This is a genomic window from Microvirga puerhi, from assembly GCF_020089865.1.
GTDB lineage: Bacteria > Pseudomonadota > Alphaproteobacteria > Rhizobiales > Beijerinckiaceae > Microvirga > Microvirga puerhi.
This window is the reverse complement of sequence record NZ_JAIRBM010000001.1, coordinates 55,823-75,468: the sequence shown is the minus strand read 5'-3', so window position 1 is coordinate 75,468 and position 19,646 is coordinate 55,823. Positions and strand designations below refer to the sequence as shown.

Sequence of the window (19,646 nt, the reverse complement as noted above, 5' to 3'; positions counted from 1 at the left end):
AACCTGGATGAGACGACGTCTTCTGATCGGGGCGGCTAGATGATCTCGATCACCGGCTCCAGGTTGAGGAGCTTGGCCAGGGCCCGCACACGCCCGACGAGCCGCTCGTTGGCGAGGTCCGCCCGATGGCTCGGGAGCTGGAGGACGACGCTCCGGCCCCGCGCGATGAGCGGCGTTTCGGGCAGAACCCCTTCCATGGCGACCGAGACCGGGAAGGCGACGCGCATGATAGCCGCCAGCAGCCGGGCCCGTTCCATGAGCCGGGTACCGGCCAGCGCCACAATCCGGGACCCGACCTTGTCCGGAGAAAGGCCCTCATGCCGGAAGAAGATCGACAGGGCCAGATAGGCCCGCCCCGGATGATCGAGGCCCACGAAGGCCCCATAGGCGATGAGATTGAGGCTCTGCTCGCCCCGGTAGTCAGGATGCGCCCGCCAGCCGATATCGGCCAGGAGACAACCGGCTTGGCGCAGACGGCGCTCATACTCGGTCTCCGGCAATCCGAGCGACTCGATGAACCGGCTCGTCCACTCCCAGAGCTCTTCACCATGGCGCGGCGAGCGCGACCGGAGCAGGTTCAGGTCGCTCGCCGCCCGCAGCAGCGGGTCGAGATGGCGCTTCTCGTTGTCTAGTTTGTCGTAGAGCAGCCCCTCGCGGACGCCGAGGGCGGAGATTGTAATCTCCTGCGGTTTGCCGAGGCGGATGATCTGCTCCAGCAGGATCGCGCCATAGGCGAGCAGCGGCCGCCGGGCTTCCGAGATGCTCTCGATATCCTTGAGGGTCTTGGCATCCGCATCCTCGACGAGGTGCAGGAAGTCGATGCTGTCGTCGGGATTGATGACGTAGTTGTGCATCACGTGGAGCGGGTAATCGATCACCGCTTGGTGCAGTCGCGCCAGGGCGCGCCATGTCCCGCCGACCGCATAGAAGGTCCGGCCGTGCAGGCTTTCCAGCTGATCGGCCGCGCCCTCCAGTGCCGTGCGGATGATCCGCTCGGCCTTGCGCAAGGAGCCGCCGCTCAGGTCCTGGAGCGCAAGACCGCCGAGGGGCATGGTCACCCCCTCCCCGACCTGATCGTCCTTTACGTCCACCAATTCGAGACTGCCGCCGCCCATATCGCCCACGACGCCGTCGGGACGGAAAAAGCCGGACACGACTCCATAGGCGGAGAACCGCGCCTCGGTGGCGCCGGAGAGGAGCTGAATAGTGCAGCCGCATGCCTTTTCGGCAGCCTCCAGGAAGGCCGGGCCGTTCGACGCGTCGCGGGCGGCAGCGGTCGCCAGCACATAGATCTCCGAAACGTCCATGGTGTCGCAAAGCACCCGGAAACGGGCGAGAGCCCGCAACGCCCGCTCCACCGCGTCGTCATCAAGCCGCCCGGTGGTCGCGACATGACGGCCGAGGCCGCAGAGCACCTTCTCGTTGTAGATGGGCGTCGGCGCGCGCGACACGCCCTCATAGGCGACGAGACGGACCGAGTTCGAGCCGATGTCGATGATCGCGACGGGACGGCCGATCTTGAGACGTCCCTGCGCTTCGCTGCGCTCCGCGAGAACCATCTCAGCGCTGCCCGCGCTTGGCGAGCGCCTTGGGGCTCGATGTCTTGAGGGACTTGCCGCGACCGGACAAACTTGGATTGGTCATGAAGTACCTATGGGCGTTGAAAGCTTCTTCGCCTTTCCCCGGCACGATCCGCCGGCTGGTGCCGTCGGGAAGCACCATCCAGCTCTGCTCGTTGTCGAGAAGATTGGCGAGCATGATCTGGTCGAGAACCTGCTGATGCACCGTGGGATTGAGGATCGGCAGCAGCGCCTCGACGCGCCGGTCGAGGTTGCGCGGCATCAGGTCCGCCGAGGAGATGTAGACATGGGCTTTCGGGTTGGGGAGGCCCTGCCCGTTCCCGAAAGCATAGATGCGCGTGTGTTCGAGAAAACGCCCGACGATGGATTTCACGCGGATATTGTCAGACAGGCCCTGGATGCCGGGGCGCAGGCAGCAGATGCCCCGGACGATGAGGTCGATCTGCACACCGGCGGCACTCGCGTCATAAAGCGCATCGATGATGACGGGATCGACGAGCGAATTGCATTTGCCCCAGATCGCCGCCGGACGCCCGGCCTTCGCATGGGCGATCTCCTCCCCGATGTGCTGGAGCAGGCGCTGCTTGAGGTTGATCGGCGAGACCGCCATGCGCTCCAACTCGGCCGGTTCCGCATAACCCGTGACGAAGTTGAAGATGCGCGACACGTCGCGTCCGATCACCGGATCGGCGGTGAAGAAGGAAAGATCCGTATAGATACGCGCCGTGATCGGGTGGTAGTTCCCCGTGCCCACGTGGCAATAGGTGATGAGCTGCCCGCCTTCGCGGCGAACGACCATGGACAGCTTGGCATGGGTCTTCAATTCGATGAAGCCGAACACGACTTGCGCGCCAGCGCGTTCGAGATCGCGCGCCCATCGGATATTGGCTTCTTCGTCGAAGCGCGCCTTCAGTTCGACAAGCGCCGTTACCGACTTGCCCGCTTCCGCCGCCTCGGCCAGCGCGGCGACGATGGGGGAATTCGACGACGTGCGATAAAGCGTCTGCTTGATCGCGACCACATTCGGATCCCGCGCCGCCTGATGCAGGAACTGCACCACCGCGTCGAAGGACTCGTAGGGATGGTGGACGATGATGTCCTTCTCACGGATCGCCGCGAAGCAATCGCCGCTATGTTCGCGGATGCGTTCGGGGAACCGGGGATTGTACGGCTTGAATTTGAGATCCGGCCGGTCGAGGCTCACCAGCTGGGAGAGATCATTGAGGCCCAGCATGCCGTCGACGACGAAGAGCTCGTCCTCGGCGATCTCCAGCTCCTCCACCACGAACTGCCGCAGATCCTCCGGCATCGCGCTCTCGACTTCAAGACGGATGACGCTGCCGCGACGGCGGCGCTTAAGGGCGGTCTCGAAATGGCGGACGAGATCCTCCGCCTCTTCCTCCACTTCCAGGTCGGAATCGCGGATGACACGGAAGGCGCCCTGCCCCTGGATATTGTAGCCTGGAAACAGGCGGCTCGTGTAGAGCACGATCGTCTGCTCGAGAGCGATGAAACGCGTCGAGCCGGTTTCCGAAAAATCGGGAAGCCGGATGAAGCGCTCAGCCTTTACCGGAAGACGGATCAGCGCGTTCAGCACCTTCCCGTCGCTCTGCCGCACCAGCTTCAGGGCAATCGAGGAGCCAAGATTAGGAATGAACGGGAACGGATGGGCCGGGTCGATAGCGAGCGGCGTCAGAACCGGGAAGACGTGGTTGAGGAAGTAGTCCTCGAGCCAGGACGCTTCCGGCTTCGTGAGACCGCCCCCGTCCACGAGAACGATCCCTTCCTCCTGCAGCGCGACTTTCAGCTCCCGCCAGCGCCCCTGCTGGTCGGAAGCCAGCTTCGAGACCTCAACGGCGATCTTCGACAGCTGCTCCTGCGGCGTAAGCCCATCCTGAGAGCTTGTCGCGACACCGGAACGGACCTGGCCGCGAAGACCCGCGACCCGGACCATGAAGAACTCGTCGAGATTATCGGCGGAGATCGAGAGGAACCGCAGCTGCTCTAGGAGCGGATGGTTCCTGTTGGAGGCCTCCTCCAGAACCCGGCGGTTGAACTGGAGCCAGGACAGCTCGCGATTGATGAAGCGCTGGGGGAACTGCCTCAGGATGGCGCCATCGAGCTCGATGTCCGGCGGCGCCTTGGGAGCCGGGACCTCGCTGACAATTTCGACTTCGTCCAACACCAGGGCGCTGCGCACGTCTGTCTCCGTCACCTTTCGCGACGTCCGTTTTGGTTTGGACTTCGTGACGGTTTCACGACGGTTCGGTGTCGAAGTCTTCACGTCGTCGTCAATCGATCTCATCAACGTCCTGAATGGCCCCGAGAAGTTCCGATGCGATGGCGCGCGATACGCGGCGTCCCCGACTTAAGGCCTCCTTGTCGAGGAGCGTCACCACTTCGGCCGCCTTGGCGAGCGACCGTTCGATGCGCAAAGCAATGTAATCGACAACGCTGGTGTCGACCACCAGTTGCCGGTCCACGAAAAGCTTCACCAAAACAGCCTTGAGGAGTGCGTCGTCCGGCGGATCCAGCGGAACGGTGGTCGCGAGGCGCAGGCGCGACAGCAAATCTGCCGTTCGGATTCCCCAGGAATCAGGCAGCGTCGTGCAGGTCATGAGCACGAAAGCCTGCCGCTCTCGGGCCAGATTAAGCAAGTGGAACAACGCAGCCTCGTCCCGCTCGGCCTGATCGATATCCTCAATCACCAGAGCCCCATTGGAGATGAGATGCGGAACCTTGTCCTGCGTCACTTCGAAGGCATCGACCGTCCAGGCATGGGCCATCTCCGCCCAGATCGCCGCCAGATGGCTCTTGCCGCTGCCAGGCGGCCCGACGAGCAGCAGGACGGTGTCCGGCCAGTCCGGCCAGCGCTCGATGAAGGCATAGGCCTGCTCGTTCGACGGGCTGACCAGGAAATCCTCCCGGCCGAATCGCGGATCGAGCGGCAGGTCGAAGGCGAGCTGCTTTGGCCCCTCACGCATCGAACTCGATCCGTTTCTTGTCCGTGTCGGGTGCCGGCATCAGGATGACCGGATCCGTGCCGCGATAGATCGGGCTCGCGAGATACTGCTTCAGGGCGAAGCGGGCAATGACGCCGATGGCGGCGGCGAGCGGCACCGCCAGAAGCAGGCCGACGAAACCGAAGAGCGAGCCGAAGGCAAGCAGTGCGAACATCAGCCAGACAGGATGCAGTCCGACGGAATCGCCCACGAGCTTGGGCGAGAGAATGTTGCCTTCCACGAACTGGCCGAACACGAAGACGCCGAGGGTAGCGAGGATCCAGGTCCAGTCGGGCCAGAACTGCACGATGGCGACGCCGAGCGACAGGATCAGCCCGGTGAGCGAGCCCACATAGGGGATGAAGCTCAGAATGCCGGAGGTCATGCCGATCATCACGCCGAAGTTGAGGCCGACCAGGGAAAGACCCACTGCATAGAAGGTGCCGAGAATGATGCAGACGAGCGCCTGTCCGCGCACGAAACCCGCAATGGCCGTATCGATATCGCGCGCAATGACGCGGATGGTCTCCCGCTGCCGCAGGGGCATCCAGGAATCGACGGTCGAGACCATGCGGTCCCAGTCCACCAGCATGTAGAAGGCCACGACCGGCGTCACAACCAGAAGAGAGACGATGCTTAAGAGAGCCTGTCCGCCGGACCAGAGGGACTGGAGAAAGGCGCCGAGCCAGGCGATGCCCTGGCTCAGGAGGTTGCCCACGGAAGTCTGCATCTCGGACAGCGCACTGGAGCCGCCGAGCTTCTCGACGAGAGGGCCGCCCTGCTCGACCGCAAGCTGCTGCAGGCGGGCCACGTAGCTCGGCAGCCGTTGAACGAAGGCACCGACCTGTTGCGCCGCCAGGGGTACGACGACGACCAGCAGGACGATGAACAGCAGGACGAAGAGGATCAGGATCACAAGGCTGGCGCCGAGGCGGCCGATGCCGATGCGCTGGAGCCGATCGGCCAGGGGATCGAGCAGATAGGCAAGCGCGAAGCCTGCCACGAACGGCAGCAGCACGGTGCGCAGGACCAATAGCAGCGTCACCGTGACCACGAGGGCCACAAGCCAGAATGCGATCTGCCGCTGGAACGTCATCGCAGGTTTTCGTCCCTCTTACGCCCTAGCCGCTCATATGCCGGAGCCATCCTCCGAGATAGGCACCCGCGGAGGCAACGGTCAAGGCGGCGACGCCTCCCATCATGGCAAGCCGCAGTGTCTCGTCGATGCCGATCCCGAAAGCGTTGGCGCCGAGCGCAATGGCCGCAAACGCGATCTGGGCGCCGGTATTCAGCTTGCTGATCCAGATCGGCTTGATTTCCACAGGCCGAGCCATGACCCAGGAGAGAAGCACCGCTCCCACGATCATCGCATCACGGGACACGATGGCGATGGCGAGCCAGCCCGGGATGGTCCCGACGATCGCCAGGGTAACATAGATCGAGACCAGCAGCGCCTTGTCAGCGATCGGATCGATATAAGCGCCGAATTCGCTGCGCATATTGAAATGCCGCGCGATGAACCCGTCCGCCGCGTCGGATACCCCCGCCAGGACGAAGAGTACGAACGCCGTCTCCCATCGTCCCTGCATGATCATCACGATCAGGAACGGGACGATGATGAGGCGCGCGATGGTGATGAGGTTCGGGATCGTCATCGTCCCGGAAGGATGGGGTCTCGTGGGAACAATCGCAACGGCAAAGCTTGATCGCCTCCGTGATCATCCCCGTCCCGTCATTCCGGGACAGCTCGTAGAGCTGGGCCCGGAACCCATAAACGCTGAGGTTCACGGATAAGACGCAGCGTTATACGTTGCTCCATATCTGGTATCGTTAGCGGTTATAGGTTCCGGGCCCGGCTCACAGGGCCGTCCCGGAATGACAATGGTGAGCTTTCCCACTCGGGCTCAGTCCACCCGATCAGAAATGCCCCTTGCCTCCGGGGCCCTCTCGCCTTACTGCCCCGCATGAACGGGGACTGCCGATGACCGAGAAACAGCAGAACGGCCTCACCTATGCGCAAGCGGGCGTCGATATCGATGCCGGCAATGCCATGGTCGATCAGATCAAACCCCTGGTGCGCTCCACCCGCCGGCCGGGAGCGGACGCCGAGATCGGCGGCTTCGGCGGCCTCTTCGACCTGAAGGGGGCCGGTTTCAAGGACCCGATCCTGGTCGCCGCCAATGACGGCGTCGGCACCAAGGTGAAGATCGCCATCGATACGGGCATCCACGATACGATCGGCATCGACCTCGTGGCCATGTGCGTCAACGACATCATCGTCCAGGGCGCCGAACCCCTGCTCTTCCTCGACTATTTCGCCACCGGAAAGCTGGAGCCGGAGGTGGGCGTCGCCATCGTGAAGGGCATTGCCGAAGGCTGCCTTCAGGCCGGATGCGCCCTGATCGGCGGGGAAACCGCCGAAATGCCGGGCCTCTACGCTCGAGGCGATTATGATCTCGCGGGCTTCGCCGTAGGCGCGGCCGAGCGCGGCACCCTGCTGCCGAAAGAGGTGAAGGTCGGCGACGTGCTGATCGGCCTGCCCTCCTCCGGGGTCCATTCCAACGGCTTTTCCCTGGTGCGCAGGATCGTCGAGATGTCCGGTCTCGCCTGGGACGCCGAGGCTCCCTTCGCGCCGGGACGCAGCCTCGCCCAGGCCCTTCTCGAACCGACCCGGATCTATGTGAAGACGCTTCTTGCCGCTCTGAAGGCCGGCGAGGGCATCAACGCGCTCTGCCACATCACCGGCGGCGGCTTCCCCGACAACATTCCCCGGGTCCTGCCGGGCGGCGTCGGCGTCAGGCTCGACCTTGCCGCCATCCCGGTCCCGCCGGTCTTCGGCTGGCTCGCGGCGACCGGAGGCGTCGCCGAGACCGAGATGCTGCGCACCTTCAATTGCGGCATCGGCATGATCGTCGTCGTGGCGCCCGACAAGGCGGACGACGTTGTGCGCCGCCTCACGGAGGCCGGCGAAAAGCCCGTACGGATCGGCGGGACCATCGTCCATGACGGCGGCGAGCGGGTCCAGACCTCGGGACGCCTGGCGCTCTGATGCCCCGTCGCCGGATCGCCATTCTGATCTCCGGGCGCGGCTCCAACATGGTCTCGCTCATCGAGGCCGCGCAGGCCGCCGAATTTCCCGGCGAGGTCGCCCTCGTCCTGTCCAATCGCCCGGATGCGGGCGGACTCGAGCGGGCGAAGGCCGCCGGTATCGAGGCGCTCGCCATCGACCACAAGGCCTATTCCACGCGCGAGGGTTTCGAACAGGCCCTCGACGCAGCGCTCCGCGAGCGTGACATCGATTTCATCTGCCTTGCCGGCTTCATGCGCGTGCTGACCCCCTGGTTCGTGGAACGCTGGGAAGGCCGGATGATCAACATCCACCCTTCCCTGCTGCCGCTGTTCCGCGGAACGCACACCCACCAGCGCGCTCTGGAGGAAGGTGTGCTGGTCCATGGCTGCACCGTGCATTTCGTCGTGCCGGAACTGGATGCCGGCCCAATCGTGGCACAGGCCGCCGTTCCGGTCGTCCCCGGCGATACGGAAGAGAGCCTCGCGGGGCGCGTCCTCACGCAGGAGCACCTGCTCTATCCGCAGGCCCTGCGGATGATCTGCGAGGGCCGGGCGAAGCTCGACGGCGGGCGGGTTGTGTTCGCTCAGGGCTGGAGCGCGGACGGAGCTTTGCGCTCGCCGCACTGAGGCCTCTCCCCAGCGGCGAGAGGAGGAAGAGCGCCATCCTCTCGCCGGAGAGAGCTGGCGGTGCATCCATATGCATCTCATACACAGGCCATGGACACATCGCGACGCTGCAGAAGCCCTTAGATCTGCGGCCGCTGCAGCTTGCAGGCGTCGATCGCCGTGACGGCCTTTGCGCGGGCGCCGTCGTTGAACACGCCAGTATCGCGATAGGCCTGCACTTCGTCGGTGCTGAGCGTTCGCATCGTGCGACCGGCATAGCAGTCGCATTTGCGTGACAAGGAAGCTTCGCTCACGTTTTGCAACTTCGCTTGCGTGACGGAGCAGGCTTGGCGCACGCGGGACTGCAATTCGCTCATGCTCGCCGTCTTGAGGGCCGGATCCACCTCGTACTGCGTGGGAGTGTTGGAAGCGGAAGCGAAAGCGGCATGCGTGGAGGCGGCGATGGCGAGGGCGGCCAGCACCGGACGAAGAGCGGATCTCATGGGGGCTCCTGGAGAAAGAAGGGATCAAGCTTAAGGATAGGCTCATTCCGCCAGGGTCAAGATCTCTCCGTGCACAGCCTTAAGACTTAGACAATGACGGCCTCGGCCACGCCGTTGGACGAAGCCTCGGCGAGAGGCAGGACGAAGTCCCTACCCGGCTCCGCCTTGAGAAGCGCAACGCGATTGTCGTGGAAGGCCGCGCCACCATAAGGGGCGGGTTGGTCCGCTCCGGTCAGCGTGTTGATGCCACGCCCATGGGGATGCGCCTCGTTCGGCCAGAGCCCCTCGGCGATCAGGACGCCACGCCGAACTCCATCGAACAGGCGTGCCCGCAGGTAGACCTCGCCGCGATGATTTTTCAATGCCACCCAGTCGCCGTCGGCGATAGCGAGCGGTGCCGCGTCGCGCGGGTGAATCATTACCTCGGGACGCCCCTCCTTCGCCCGCGAGGTCGGCGTCTCGTTGAAGGTCGAGTTGAGGAATTGCCGGGCGGGACTGGTCGCGAGGCGGAAGGGATGCTCATCCGTCGTCTCCTCGATGACCGCCCAATGATCCGGAAATGCGGGAATGGCCGACCACGGCCCCATCGGACCGTTATTGCCGGACGGCAGGTGCGTCCAGTCGGGCTTGAAGCGGAACTTGCCGTCCGGATAGGCAAATCCGTCGAGATAATGCGCTTCGCGGAACGGCGGCTGCGCGTCCACATGCACCTTCGCTTCGAGATCGCTAAGCGAGTCCCAACCGGAACTCTTCAAGGTCCAGTCGATGATCTCGCGCGGCTCCATGTCGAAACCGCGATGCATGGCGCCGACACGTTTCGCGATGGCGCCGATCACCTCGTGGTTCGAGCGGCATTCGCCAGGCGGCGCGATGAGCTTCGGACCGAGCTGAAAATGCTGATGACCGCCGGCCGAATAGAAATCGTCGTGCTCCATGAACATCGTCGCCGGCAGCACGATGTCGGCCATCCGCGCCGTCTCGGTCATGAACTGCTCGTGCACGCAGACGAACAGGTCCTCACGGGAAAAACCGCGCTTCACGACGTCCTGCTCCGGCGCCACGGAGACCGGATTGGTGTTCTGGATCAGCATGGCCTTGACCGGCGGGCCATGGAGCAATGCTTCTGGATCGCCTGTGAGGACACGGCCGATCTGCGATTGGTCGAGCCGACGGATGGTCGTGTCGACCGTCTCGTGCGCCTCGATCAGCGCCTTGTTCCAGTGATAGATCGCGCTGTTGCTGTGAAACGCGCCGCCGCCCTCGTATTGCCATGCGCCCGTCACCGCCGGGATGCAGGACACCGCATGCATGTTGATGGCGCCGTTGCGCTGACGGGAAAAGCCGAAGCCGAGGCGGAAATAACTGCGCTTGCGCTCGCCGACGAGGTGCGCAAAAGCTTCGATCTCCTCGACCGCCAATCCGGTGATCGCCGCCGCCCATTCGGGCGTGCGGCTGCGCAGATGCGTTTCGAGTTCGTGCGGATGATCCGTATAGCGGGTCAGATAATCCCAATCCGCATAGCCATCCCGGAACAGCACGTGCATCACGGCGCAGGCGAGCGCTCCATCCGTACCGGGCTTGAGAAGCAGCGCCATGTCGGCCTGCTTCATGGTCGCATTCATGTAGATGTCGATGACGACGATCTTCGCGCCGCGCTCCTTGCGGGCCCGCAGGGCGTGGGTCATCACGTTGACCTGGGTGTGCACCGCGTTCGTGCCCCAGATCACGACGCAGTCCGACACCGCCATCTCGCGCGGATCGGGCCCGGCGAGCTTGCCGGTGCCGGCGATGAAGCCGGGATAGGACGTGCCGGTGCAGATGGTGGAATACTGACCGGAATATTTCTTCACATGGCGCAGCCGGTTGATGCCGTCGCGTTGCACGTAGCCCATCGTGCCTGCGTAATAGTACGGCCAGACGGATGCGGCGCCGAAATCATTCTCCGCTTCGAGAAACTTCGTGGCGACGACGTCGAGCGCCTCGTCCCACGAGATCCGCTCGAACTGGCCCGATCCCTTGGGACCGACGCGCTTCAAGGGATGAAGCAGGCGATCCGGATGATGGATCCGCTCCGCATAGCGCGCCACCTTCGCGCAGATGACGCCGGCGGTATAGTTGTTGCTCTTCGCCCCATGGACGCGGCCGATGGATCGGCCATCCAAGACCTCGACGTCGAGGGAGCAGGACGAGGGACAATCGTGCGGGCAGACGGAGGGGCGGCGCTCGATGCGGGGACTATGATTCATGGCGCCGCATCTTCGGGCAAGTTCACCCGAATGGAAAGCACCGACCTACTCTCCTTCCCCTTGCGGGGAGGAGTTGGAGGTGGGGGTGGTTTGGCTGGGTGAATACTTGGGCTGTTGAAGCGCGGGTATCAGTCGACGCACTACGATTGTTTCGAATAGCACTTTGACTTTTCGACCCCCACCCTCAATCCCTCCCCGCAAGGGGGAGGGAAGAGCGCCGTTAGCCGACGATCTCGTTGCCCGAGAAGAACTGGCCGATCTCGGCCTTCGCGTTGTCCTGGCTGTCGGAGCCGTGGACGGAATTCTCGCCGATGGACTTGGCGTAGAGCTTGCGGATGGTGCCCTCGGCGGCGCTCTCCGGGTTGGTGGCGCCCATGATCTCGCGATAGCGCACGACGGCGTTGTCGCCCTCGAGCACCTGCACGACGACCGGACCGGAGATCATGAAGTCCACGAGCTCACCGAAGAACGGACGCTCCTTGTGGACGGCATAGAAGGTCTCGGCCTCGCGGCGGCTCATGATGATGCGCTTCTGCGCCACAATGCGCAGGCCGGATTTCTCGATGACGGCATTGATGGCGCCGGTCAGGTTACGCTCCGTCGCGTCGGGCTTGAGGATGGAGAAGGTGCGCTCGGTGGCCATGAAACTCACTCTTGAAGAGAATTAAGGGAAGAGCCGCGCTTATACCGGCGGGGTTTCGAGGCCTCAAGGGCATTTTTGCGCCTGCGAAGACAGGATTCCGGCTCGGATCATCCGGATTTCCCGGACCTGAGTCCATTTTTCCACACAATGCCCTAGTGTCACCGTACAATCCGCCTGAAGGCCGCGTTCCCGGGAGAGAAACATGACGCGCATCGCCCTTGCCACCTTCGCCCTGCTCGCCCTCGCCGGAACATCGCAGGCACAATCCACGGACCCAAGCGGGACCTGGCTCACTCAGAGTGGCGATACCCGCGTCAGGATCGCCAGATGCGGCGCCGCCTATTGCGGGACGATCGTGGCTTCCACCTATGTGAAGGACACGAACAACGCTGATCCCGCGCTGCGGAACCGCAACATCGTGGGCGTTCGGATGATCTGGGACGCCAAGCCGGAAGGCGACGGCTTCAGCGGCCAGCTCTACAACCCTCAGGACGGCAAGACCTATACCGGCAAGCTCAAGGTGATGAGCCCAACGGCCCTACAGCTTTCAGGCTGCGTCCTCGGCGGCCTGATCTGCCGGTCGCAGACCTGGACGAAGACGAATTGAGGGAGGATACGCTGCCCTACCGCGCTCTTTGTCCGAACAGAATAGCTTGAACGGCTGGATCCTTCAGGTCGGTCTTGGCCTTCTCCTCCGAGCTGACCGCAATCGCGCGGGTGACGGCCGGGCGGGCGAGGATCGTGGCGAGCCAGCGCTTCACGTGCGGGAACTCCTCGATATTCTGGCCCTGCCGCTCCCACAGCTTCGCCCAGGGAGCGATGGCCATGTCGGCGATGGAATATGCGCCGGCGACGAACTCACGGTCCGCGAGCTGTTTGTTCAGCACGCCGTAGAGACGGTTCGCCTCGTTGGTGTAGCGGTCGATGGCATAGGGGATCTTCTCCGGCGCATAGATTCGGAAATGGTGCGTCTGGCCGAGCATGGGGCCGAAGCCGCCCATTTGCCAGAAAAGCCACTGATCGACTTCGACCCGTCCGCGCTCGTCCTGCGGATAGAACTGCCCGGTCTTGCGGCCGAGATACTGCAGAATGGCACCGGATTCGAAGACCGAGATCGGGCGGCCGTCCGGCCCATTGGGATCGACGATGGCCGGCATCTTGTTGTTGGGCGAGATCGACAGGAACTCGGGCTTGAACTGGTCGCCCTTGCCGATATTGATCGGATGGACCGTATAAGGAAGCCCCGTTTCCTCGAGCATGATGGTGACCTTCCAACCGTTCGGGGTCGGCCAGTAATAGAGATCGATCGGTTCTTGGGCGGTCCCCGCCATGACATGCCTCTCCTGGTCGTGAACGAAACATTCGTTACGGGACGATAAGACATAAGATTGTGACGGTCGCTAGCATCCGCAACGAAATCCCGTGGACAGGGCGCATGGGAGCCCCGCTGAGCTTGCATGTTTCATAGTTTCATATGAGATGCTTGCAGCGCCTTTTTTCCTAAAAGCATGGCGCCTCAAGGGGGATCCCATGACGAACCGTATCCTGCGCACCGCCTTCGCCGCCGCAACGGCCCTCACCCTCGCCGCGCCGCTTCCGGCCATGGCTCAGTCGATGCCGAAGAAGGAGCCGACCGCCGGCCAGCTCGCCACCCGCGAACGCATGAGCAAGTGCAGCGCCGAGTGGAAGCAGATGAAGACCGACGGCAAGGTCACCAAAGATATGAAGTGGCCAAAGTTCTGGAGCGACTGCAACAAGCGCCTGAAAGGCGGCGACAAGGCCTAGGGCTGTCGCCCTGTCTTGCCGGAGCGCGCTGCGCTGTCCTTACCGTGCGGCGATGACCGCTCCGGTACCGACCATGGCGCCTCCGGCGATCCGGTTCATCCAGCGCATGCGGACGGGGGTGCGGAACCATTGCGAGGCCCGCCCCGTGATAGCCGCATAGACCGACATGGTCACGATATTAACCGTACCGACCACAGCCAGCACCGTTCCGATATCCGCCCATGTCAGGGCGTTCACGTCGAGGAGAAGCGGCATGAGGCTGGCGTGGAACAGAATGGCCTTTGGATTGCCGAATGCAATCGCGGCGCCCAGGGCGATGGAGCGAACACCCCCACCCTGCTTTGCAGGAAGATTCTCAAGGGCATTGGCAGCGCTGCGCCACATCTTGATTCCGATCCAGATCAGATAGGCCGCGCCGACATATTTCACGAACGCGAAAATCCATCCGAAAGCGGCGGCGAGAGCCACGAGGCCGATCATGGCCAGGGACACGAGCGTCATATCGCCGATGGCCACTCCGAAGCCGACGGCCATGCCGGCCTTCGCCCCTCGGGACAGCCCTGTCGAGATCACCGCGAACATGGCCGGCCCCGGTGTGGCGGCGGCAAGGGCATGAGCGGCAAGGTACGCGAAAAAAGCGGTCAGCGTGATCGTCATGACAGAACCCCTTCGGCGAGGGACCTTATCCTTGCTTTCTTTCGCCTTGCAATACGCCAGCCCGGCAACGAGGCCTGTCAGAACTTCTTCTTGAAGCCCTCGTGGCTGCAGGCGAAGCCGAGGCGCTCGTAGAAGCGGTGCGCATCCTTGCGGGTCTTGTTGGAGGTCAGCTCCAGCATGCGTGCTCCGCGTCGCTGCGCTTCCTGCTCCGCGAATGCCATCATCTGCGCCCCGATCCCTCCGGAGCGGCGGGCGGCCTTGACCTTCACGCTCTCGACCTTGACCCGCAGCGCTCCACGGCTCGTCAGACTGGGGATGAAGGTCAGCTGGAAGGTGCCGACCACCTCGTCCCCGTCCAGTGCCACGAAAAGGCTGTTTTCCGGACTTGCGGCAATGGCCGCGAATGCAGCCTCGTAGGCCGGCTTGGTCTCAGGCGTCCAGGCGTCGCCGTGGGAGCCGAGTTCATCCTCCTCATGAAGGCGGATGATGGCCTCGAGGTCCCGTGGCGCGGCTTCGCGGATCGTCAGGGCGCTCATGCAGCCTCTCTGGAGCTCTTCGGCAGAAGCTCGCCCGTCGCCTTGAAGCCGGGCAGCGCCTCGACACGCTTCGCCCAGGCCGCAACGTTGGGATACTCCGCCAGATCGATTCCCGCCGCGTCGGCAAAGGCGATGACGCCGTAGATGTCGATGTCGGCGATCGTCGTCCCCTCTCCGACAAGCCAGTCGCGCCCGGCGAGATGGGTGTCGAGCACTTTCAGGGCCGCCTTGGCCGAGGCGAGATGATCCTCATAGACCTCGGGTGGCGCCTGGCGGATGCCGATCTTGATCACGCGCGCCTTATAAAGCGGCCCGGCCAGACGGTCGAAATCCCAGTAGAGCCATTCGCGGACCTGGAGGCGCTCGTCGAGGGTGGCGCCGCCGAACTTGCCGAGCGTATCGGCCAGATATTCGAGGATGGCCGCCGATTGGCAGAGATAGCGTCCGTTCGAGCGGTCGATCAGAAGCGGAACCTGTCCGTAGCGCTGCTTCGACAGATAGGCGGGCTGTTTATGCTCGCCCTCCATCATGTTCAAGTGAGCGTAGTCGAAGGGCTCACCGACCAGGGACAGCATCAGCCCGACCTTGTAGGTAGGACCAGAGACAAAAATGCCATGGAGTTCGAAACGAGCGGGCATCCATTAACCTCCGCAGGAAATTTGGCGCGGACCCTAGAGGATTCTCCGCCCGGACAAAATGGGAAAGTCGGACATGGATTGATTCATGGACCGGAAAGGCCAGAATGTCCTCAGCGGGGCAGTAGGCGATCATGGACAAGGAACGGAAACTTCTGCAGCAGACCGTGGCGATCATCGCCATCATTCCGGTTGCGGTTGGTCTTTATGGCGTGCTGTTCGGCCAAGCCCTGACGGGCGACACCGTCAGTGTCTCGGCAGAGAGCTACTTTCGGTTCCTGTCCGGAATCCTTTTAGGCATCGGCCTGTGCTTCTGGAGCACCGTGCCCGGCATCGAAGTGAAGACGAACCGTTTCCGAATTCTGACACTGCTTGTGGTCGTCGGAGGCCTTGGCCGCCTCGTCGGGCTTTTTATGACCGGCTTGCCTTCGTTCTTCATGATCGGTGGGCTGTTCCTGGAGCTGATCGTCACGCCCGTCCTCTGCCTGTGGCAGACCCGCGTCGCCAACCGCTACGCCGACGCGTACGGCGTCGCCTGATACTGGCTGGCGAAAGAGCGAGCGAAGACGGTCGGTTGATGCTATAATCGCGCCTTGTTGCGCCACATCCCGTGATGAGACCTGTTGCATCGTGGCCGTCCTTCGACGGACGCCGCGGCGTTGCCGGGTCTCTCCAAGGAGGCTGCGCCATGGATGAAGACGAGAAGCTTCTGAGCCTGCTGCGCCAATCGGCCGATTCCGCCGCCGTGGACATCATCGAGCGACTGATCCACGATGGGCAGGATCGCGATCTGAACCACGTCAACGTGCTGGCTCTTGCAGCGAAGGAAGGATTCGACGAGGAGCGGTTGATTGCCACCTTCCTGCAATCTGCACGCCTCGGTCTCTTCGAATTGTCGTGGAGCGTGCTGTGCCCCGGCTGCGGCGGCGTGCTCGATGCAGGCACCAGCCTGAAGACCGTCACGCACGAATCCTATCACTGCGCCCTGTGCGGCGCAGGCTACGAGCCCACCCTCGACGAGATGGTGGAAGTCACCTTCACGATCAGTCCGCGCGTGCGCCGGATCGCGGCACACGATCCGGATACACTTCCCATGTGGGATTATGTCCGTCAGTTCTTCTGGAGTTCCGGCGTCGATCTGCCCGACGACGAGACGTTTCGAGGCATCCTCGACGATATCGTTCTCGACTCGATCGATCTGCCGCCGGGCGAGCGCGCCTCCCTTTCTCTCCAGCTTCCGGCTGGGTTCATCATCGTGTTCGAGCCGGTAACGCACGAGGCCCAGTTCATCGAGGTCAAGGGCGAGCCGACGCGCGAGCGGCAGACCTTGTCGATCATCTACAACGGAGCCCATACGCATAACGAAACAATCATTTTGCATCCTGGCCCATTGCGCCTGTCGCTGGAAAACCGCTCATCACGGCGCGTCCTTCCCGCAATCTGGATCGCCGACGATCGGCTGCATGCTCTGCTCGGCCGTCGCCGTCCGTTCCTCACGGCCAAGCGGCTGCTGTCGAACCAGACTTTCCGCGATCTCTATCGCACGGATACGCTCGATATCGATCAGCGCCTGAAGATCACGAGCCTGACCTTTCTGTTTACGGACCTCAAGGGTTCGACGGAGCTCTATGAGCGTGTCGGCGATCTCGTGGCCTATGACCTCGTGCGTGAGCACTTCCGCGTTCTGCACGAGATCGTCGCAGCCGAGGCGGGAGCCGTGGTCAAGACCATCGGCGATGCCGTAATGGCGACCTTTCCGACGCCGGACCATGCCTTGGCAGCGGCCCTGCACATGCGTGAGGCCATGCGGTCCCTCAACGAGCAATACGGGCGCGAGGACCTCCTGCTCAAGATCGGCATCCATGAAGGTCCCTGCCTCGCCGTGATGCTGAACGACCGGCAGGATTACTTCGGCCAGACGGTGAACATCGCCTCACGGGTTCAGAGTCTTGCTCTGTCACGGTCGATCTTCGCCACCGGAACCGTCGTGGAAGACCCAAACGCCTCGCGGATCATTGCCGCGCAGGGCCTCCATCCAACGCTTCAAAAACGGGCGCTTCGGGGCATGAGCGACGAATTCGCCATTTATGAAATCCCGTGACGCGGGTCACGCCACGGGAGCGTCACTCCCCCTGTCGCGATCGAGCCCGATATCCCTCAGGAGATGCGGACTGAGGCGAGCCCGAAGGCTCTCGACCATTTCAGGAGAGGAAGATTGTCGAATTGTCTTGTGAGCCGACCGGCGATCGAGAGCCGCCGGAATGATATCAATGCGAACGGTCAACCAGACCAAGGATAGCGTTATCTGCTTCATCAAAACCTGCAGCATGATGGGATTGAAGGGTTACGGCGTAAGCGCATGGGGCAAATGCAAGGGCCATGTGACGCCTCCTTCGGCTGAGGTTGATGACAAGCGGCCGACTCGGGCCGCGGGCGGAGATTACAATAGCTGCGGTGATTTCGCCAGGACGGCGAAAAGTCGGGACAAATCCACCGTCATTCCGGGACAGCGCGGAGCGATGGGCTCGGAACCCATAACCGCGAGTGCTGCAAGACGAAGAGCCGGGACAGCCGCTGCGCTGATCCTGACACGTCGTATCTATGGGTTCCGGGCCCGCGCCGAGGGCGCGTCCCGGAATGACAGCTGACGAACAATCCCAAATGTCGCTGGGATCGCGCTGCCCAGCTTAGAGAAAATAGACGGCCACGCGGACGTGCCCGTCCATCGCGATCACTCAATACCGAGCTTCGCCTTCAAAAGCTCGTTCACCGCCTGCGGATTGGCCTTGCCGCCCGTCTGCTTCATGACTTGGCCGACGAACCAGCCGAGCAGGGTCGGCTTCGCCTTGGTCTGCTCGACCTTGTCCGGATTGGCGTCGATGACGGCGTCGATGGCGGCCTCGATGGCGCCGGTATCGGTCACCTGCTTCATGCCGCGGGCTTCCACGATCTGCCGCGGATCCCCGCCTTCGGTGAAGACGATCTCGAACAGGTCCTTGGCGATCTTGCCCGAGATGACGCTCTCACCGATCAGGTCGATGATGCTGCCGAGCTGTTTCGCGGAGACCGGCGAGGACGCGATGTCCTTGCCTTCCTTGTTCAGGCGCCCGAAGAGCTCGTTGATGACCCAGTTCGCAGCGGCCTTGCCGTCGCGGCCCTTCGCAACATCCTCATAAAAATCCGCCGAAGCGCGCTCGGCCACGAGCACGCCGGCGTCATAAGCCGGCACCCCATAGCTCGCCATGAAGCGGGCCTTCTTCTCGTCCGGCAATTCGGGGAGATGCTGCGCGAGATCGTCCACATAGGCCTGATCGAATTCGAGCGGCAGCAGGTCCGGATCCGGGAAGTAGCGGTAGTCGTGCGCTTCTTCCTTGGAGCGCATGGACCGGGTCTCGCCCTTGCCTGGATCGAAAAGGCGCGTCTCCTGCTCGATGACGCCACCGTCCTCGATGATGCCGATCTGACGACGCGCCTCGACCTCGATGGCCTGGCCAATGAAGCGGATCGAGTTGACGTTCTTGATCTCGCAGCGCGTACCCAAGGGATCACCTGGGCGGCGCACGGAGACGTTCACGTCGGCACGGAGGTTGCCCTTCTCCATGTCGCCGTCGCAGGTGCCGAGATAACGCAGAATCGTGCGCAGCTTGGTCACATAGGCGCGCGCCTCGTCGGCGGAACGCAAGTCCGGCCTCGACACGATTTCCATGAGGGCCACGCCCGACCGGTTGAGGTCGACGAAGCTCATTGTGGGATGCAGGTCGTGGATCGACTTGCCCGCATCTTGTTCCAAGTGCAGGCGTTCGATGCCCACCGTGATCGTCTCGCCCGTCTCGATGACGTCAACGATGACCTCGCCCTCGCCGACGATCGGGCTCTTGTACTGGCTGATCTGGTAGCCCTGCGGCAGATCCGGATAGAAATAGTTCTTCCGGTCGAAGGTGCTCTTGAGATTGATCTGCGCCTTCAGGCCGAGGCCCGTGCGGATCGCTTGGCGGACGCATTCCTCATTGATGACGGGCAGCATCCCCGGCATGGCAGCATCGACCAGGGAGACATGGCTGTTCGGATCGCCGCCGAAAGCCGTCGAAGCGCCGGAGAACAGCTTGGCTTGGCTAGTCACCTGGGCATGGATTTCCATGCCGATGACGATTTCCCAATCGCCTGTCGCGCCCTTGATGAGCTTCTTTGGATTGACCGGAGCGTTCATGCGGCCTCGCGCCTTCGAATAACGGTGACTTCGAACCGGAGTAAGAGCCTCGGGCGGTTCTGGTCAACCTTTTTTGAATCTGAACGTTCGTTCAGATTAAGGCAGAGTATCGTTAAGTTCATTCATAATTTGTGCACAGTTATTTAACCATAAAGCCGAGCCTCGATGAAACCACGA

General features: G+C 62.9%; 19 protein-coding genes. 6 read left to right on the top strand and 13 right to left on the bottom strand.

The genetic code is table 11. From position 1 onward, the window contains the following. Window positions 1–35: 35 nt before the first annotated feature. From ppx to K9B37_RS00380, 5 genes are read right to left on the bottom strand one after another with little or no spacing between them, the layout of a single operon-like run. Complete coding sequence (ppx, locus tag K9B37_RS00400) at window positions 36–1,559, bottom strand: exopolyphosphatase (protein WP_224310820.1); 1,524 nt, start codon at window positions 1,557–1,559, stop codon at window positions 36–38. 1 nt (window position 1,560) lies between these two features. Next, window positions 1,561–3,885 (bottom strand): RNA degradosome polyphosphate kinase, encoded by a 2,325-nt coding sequence (locus tag K9B37_RS00395; RefSeq protein ID WP_224310819.1) that lies wholly within the window; start codon window positions 3,883–3,885, stop codon window positions 1,561–1,563. Further along, on the bottom strand, window positions 3,872–4,564 hold the full coding sequence (locus tag K9B37_RS00390) for a P-loop NTPase family protein (RefSeq protein ID WP_224310818.1): 693 nt from the start codon (window positions 4,562–4,564) through the stop codon (window positions 3,872–3,874). Before K9B37_RS00390 ends, K9B37_RS00395 begins: the two co-directional genes overlap by 14 nt. After that, window positions 4,557–5,678: an AI-2E family transporter gene (locus K9B37_RS00385; RefSeq protein ID WP_224310817.1), complete on the bottom strand. Its 1,122-nt coding sequence runs from the start codon at window positions 5,676–5,678 to the stop codon at window positions 4,557–4,559. The genes K9B37_RS00390 and K9B37_RS00385 overlap by 8 nt, the downstream gene beginning before the upstream one ends. Before the next feature lie 25 nt (window positions 5,679–5,703). Further along, window positions 5,704–6,237, bottom strand: coding sequence for a CDP-alcohol phosphatidyltransferase family protein (locus tag K9B37_RS00380; protein ID WP_224310816.1), 534 nt, complete (start codon window positions 6,235–6,237; stop codon window positions 5,704–5,706). A 326-nt stretch (window positions 6,238–6,563) separates the two neighbouring features. Between K9B37_RS00380 and purM the strand changes: the two genes are divergently transcribed. Together purM and purN are read left to right on the top strand one after the other, a co-directional pair. Further along, window positions 6,564–7,631 (top strand): phosphoribosylformylglycinamidine cyclo-ligase, encoded by a 1,068-nt coding sequence (gene purM, locus K9B37_RS00375; protein ID WP_224310815.1) that lies wholly within the window; start codon window positions 6,564–6,566, stop codon window positions 7,629–7,631. Then, window positions 7,631–8,278 carry a phosphoribosylglycinamide formyltransferase gene (purN, locus tag K9B37_RS00370; RefSeq protein WP_224310814.1) on the top strand — a complete coding sequence of 216 codons (648 nt, stop codon included), beginning with the start codon at window positions 7,631–7,633 and terminating at the stop codon, window positions 8,276–8,278. The genes purM and purN overlap by 1 nt, the downstream gene beginning before the upstream one ends. Before the next feature lie 119 nt (window positions 8,279–8,397). On the opposite strand, the gene K9B37_RS00365 is transcribed toward purN, so the two are convergent. The 3 genes from K9B37_RS00365 to ndk all read right to left on the bottom strand — a co-directional run bounded on the left by K9B37_RS00365 (window position 8,398) and on the right by ndk (window position 11,649). Further along, window positions 8,398–8,760, bottom strand: a complete 363-nt coding sequence (locus K9B37_RS00365; protein ID WP_224310813.1) for a hypothetical protein — start codon at window positions 8,758–8,760, stop codon at window positions 8,398–8,400. Between the two features lie 86 nt (window positions 8,761–8,846). Beyond that, a complete protein-coding gene (locus K9B37_RS00360) occupies window positions 8,847–11,006 on the bottom strand; it encodes a molybdopterin-containing oxidoreductase family protein (protein ID WP_224310812.1) in 2,160 nt (719 codons plus the stop codon). 220 nt (window positions 11,007–11,226) lie between these two features. Next, the gene (gene ndk / locus K9B37_RS00355) at window positions 11,227–11,649 is read right to left on the bottom strand and encodes a nucleoside-diphosphate kinase (protein WP_224310811.1); all 423 of its coding nucleotides are present in this window, start codon (window positions 11,647–11,649) and stop codon (window positions 11,227–11,229) included. A gap of 202 nt (window positions 11,650–11,851) precedes the next feature. Between ndk and K9B37_RS00350 the strand changes: the two genes are divergently transcribed. Further along, complete coding sequence (locus K9B37_RS00350; protein ID WP_224310810.1) at window positions 11,852–12,256, top strand: DUF2147 domain-containing protein; 405 nt, start codon at window positions 11,852–11,854, stop codon at window positions 12,254–12,256. Window positions 12,257–12,272: 16 nt separating this feature from the next. Here the strand turns inward: K9B37_RS00350 and K9B37_RS00345 are convergent, their stop codons facing one another. Continuing rightward, the gene (locus tag K9B37_RS00345) at window positions 12,273–12,980 is read right to left on the bottom strand and encodes a glutathione S-transferase N-terminal domain-containing protein (RefSeq protein ID WP_224310809.1); all 708 of its coding nucleotides are present in this window, start codon (window positions 12,978–12,980) and stop codon (window positions 12,273–12,275) included. Between the two features lie 199 nt (window positions 12,981–13,179). On the opposite strand from K9B37_RS00345, the gene K9B37_RS00340 reads away from it, so the two are divergent. Beyond that, window positions 13,180–13,434, top strand: coding sequence for a hypothetical protein (locus K9B37_RS00340; protein WP_224310808.1), 255 nt, complete (start codon window positions 13,180–13,182; stop codon window positions 13,432–13,434). Between the two features lie 39 nt (window positions 13,435–13,473). On the opposite strand, the gene K9B37_RS00335 is transcribed toward K9B37_RS00340, so the two are convergent. The 3 genes from K9B37_RS00335 to K9B37_RS00325 all read right to left on the bottom strand — a co-directional run bounded on the left by K9B37_RS00335 (window position 13,474) and on the right by K9B37_RS00325 (window position 15,265). Further along, window positions 13,474–14,091 (bottom strand): LysE family translocator, encoded by a 618-nt coding sequence (locus K9B37_RS00335; RefSeq protein ID WP_224310807.1) that lies wholly within the window; start codon window positions 14,089–14,091, stop codon window positions 13,474–13,476. 77 nt (window positions 14,092–14,168) lie between these two features. Next, window positions 14,169–14,627, bottom strand: coding sequence for a GNAT family N-acetyltransferase (locus K9B37_RS00330; protein WP_224310806.1), 459 nt, complete (start codon window positions 14,625–14,627; stop codon window positions 14,169–14,171). Beyond that, complete coding sequence (locus tag K9B37_RS00325; protein WP_224310805.1) at window positions 14,624–15,265, bottom strand: glutathione S-transferase family protein; 642 nt, start codon at window positions 15,263–15,265, stop codon at window positions 14,624–14,626. Before K9B37_RS00325 ends, K9B37_RS00330 begins: the two co-directional genes overlap by 4 nt. A 131-nt stretch (window positions 15,266–15,396) precedes the next feature. Between K9B37_RS00325 and K9B37_RS00320 the strand changes: the two genes are divergently transcribed. After that, on the top strand, window positions 15,397–15,801 hold the full coding sequence (locus tag K9B37_RS00320; RefSeq protein WP_224310804.1) for a DUF4345 domain-containing protein: 405 nt from the start codon (window positions 15,397–15,399) through the stop codon (window positions 15,799–15,801). A 149-nt stretch (window positions 15,802–15,950) separates the two neighbouring features. Continuing rightward, the gene (locus K9B37_RS00315) at window positions 15,951–17,363 is read left to right on the top strand and encodes an adenylate/guanylate cyclase domain-containing protein (protein WP_224310803.1); all 1,413 of its coding nucleotides are present in this window, start codon (window positions 15,951–15,953) and stop codon (window positions 17,361–17,363) included. A gap of 630 nt (window positions 17,364–17,993) precedes the next feature. On the opposite strand, the gene gatB is transcribed toward K9B37_RS00315, so the two are convergent. Next, complete coding sequence (gene gatB / locus K9B37_RS00310) at window positions 17,994–19,469, bottom strand: Asp-tRNA(Asn)/Glu-tRNA(Gln) amidotransferase subunit GatB (RefSeq protein WP_224310802.1); 1,476 nt, start codon at window positions 19,467–19,469, stop codon at window positions 17,994–17,996. Window positions 19,470–19,646: the final 177 nt, after the last annotated feature.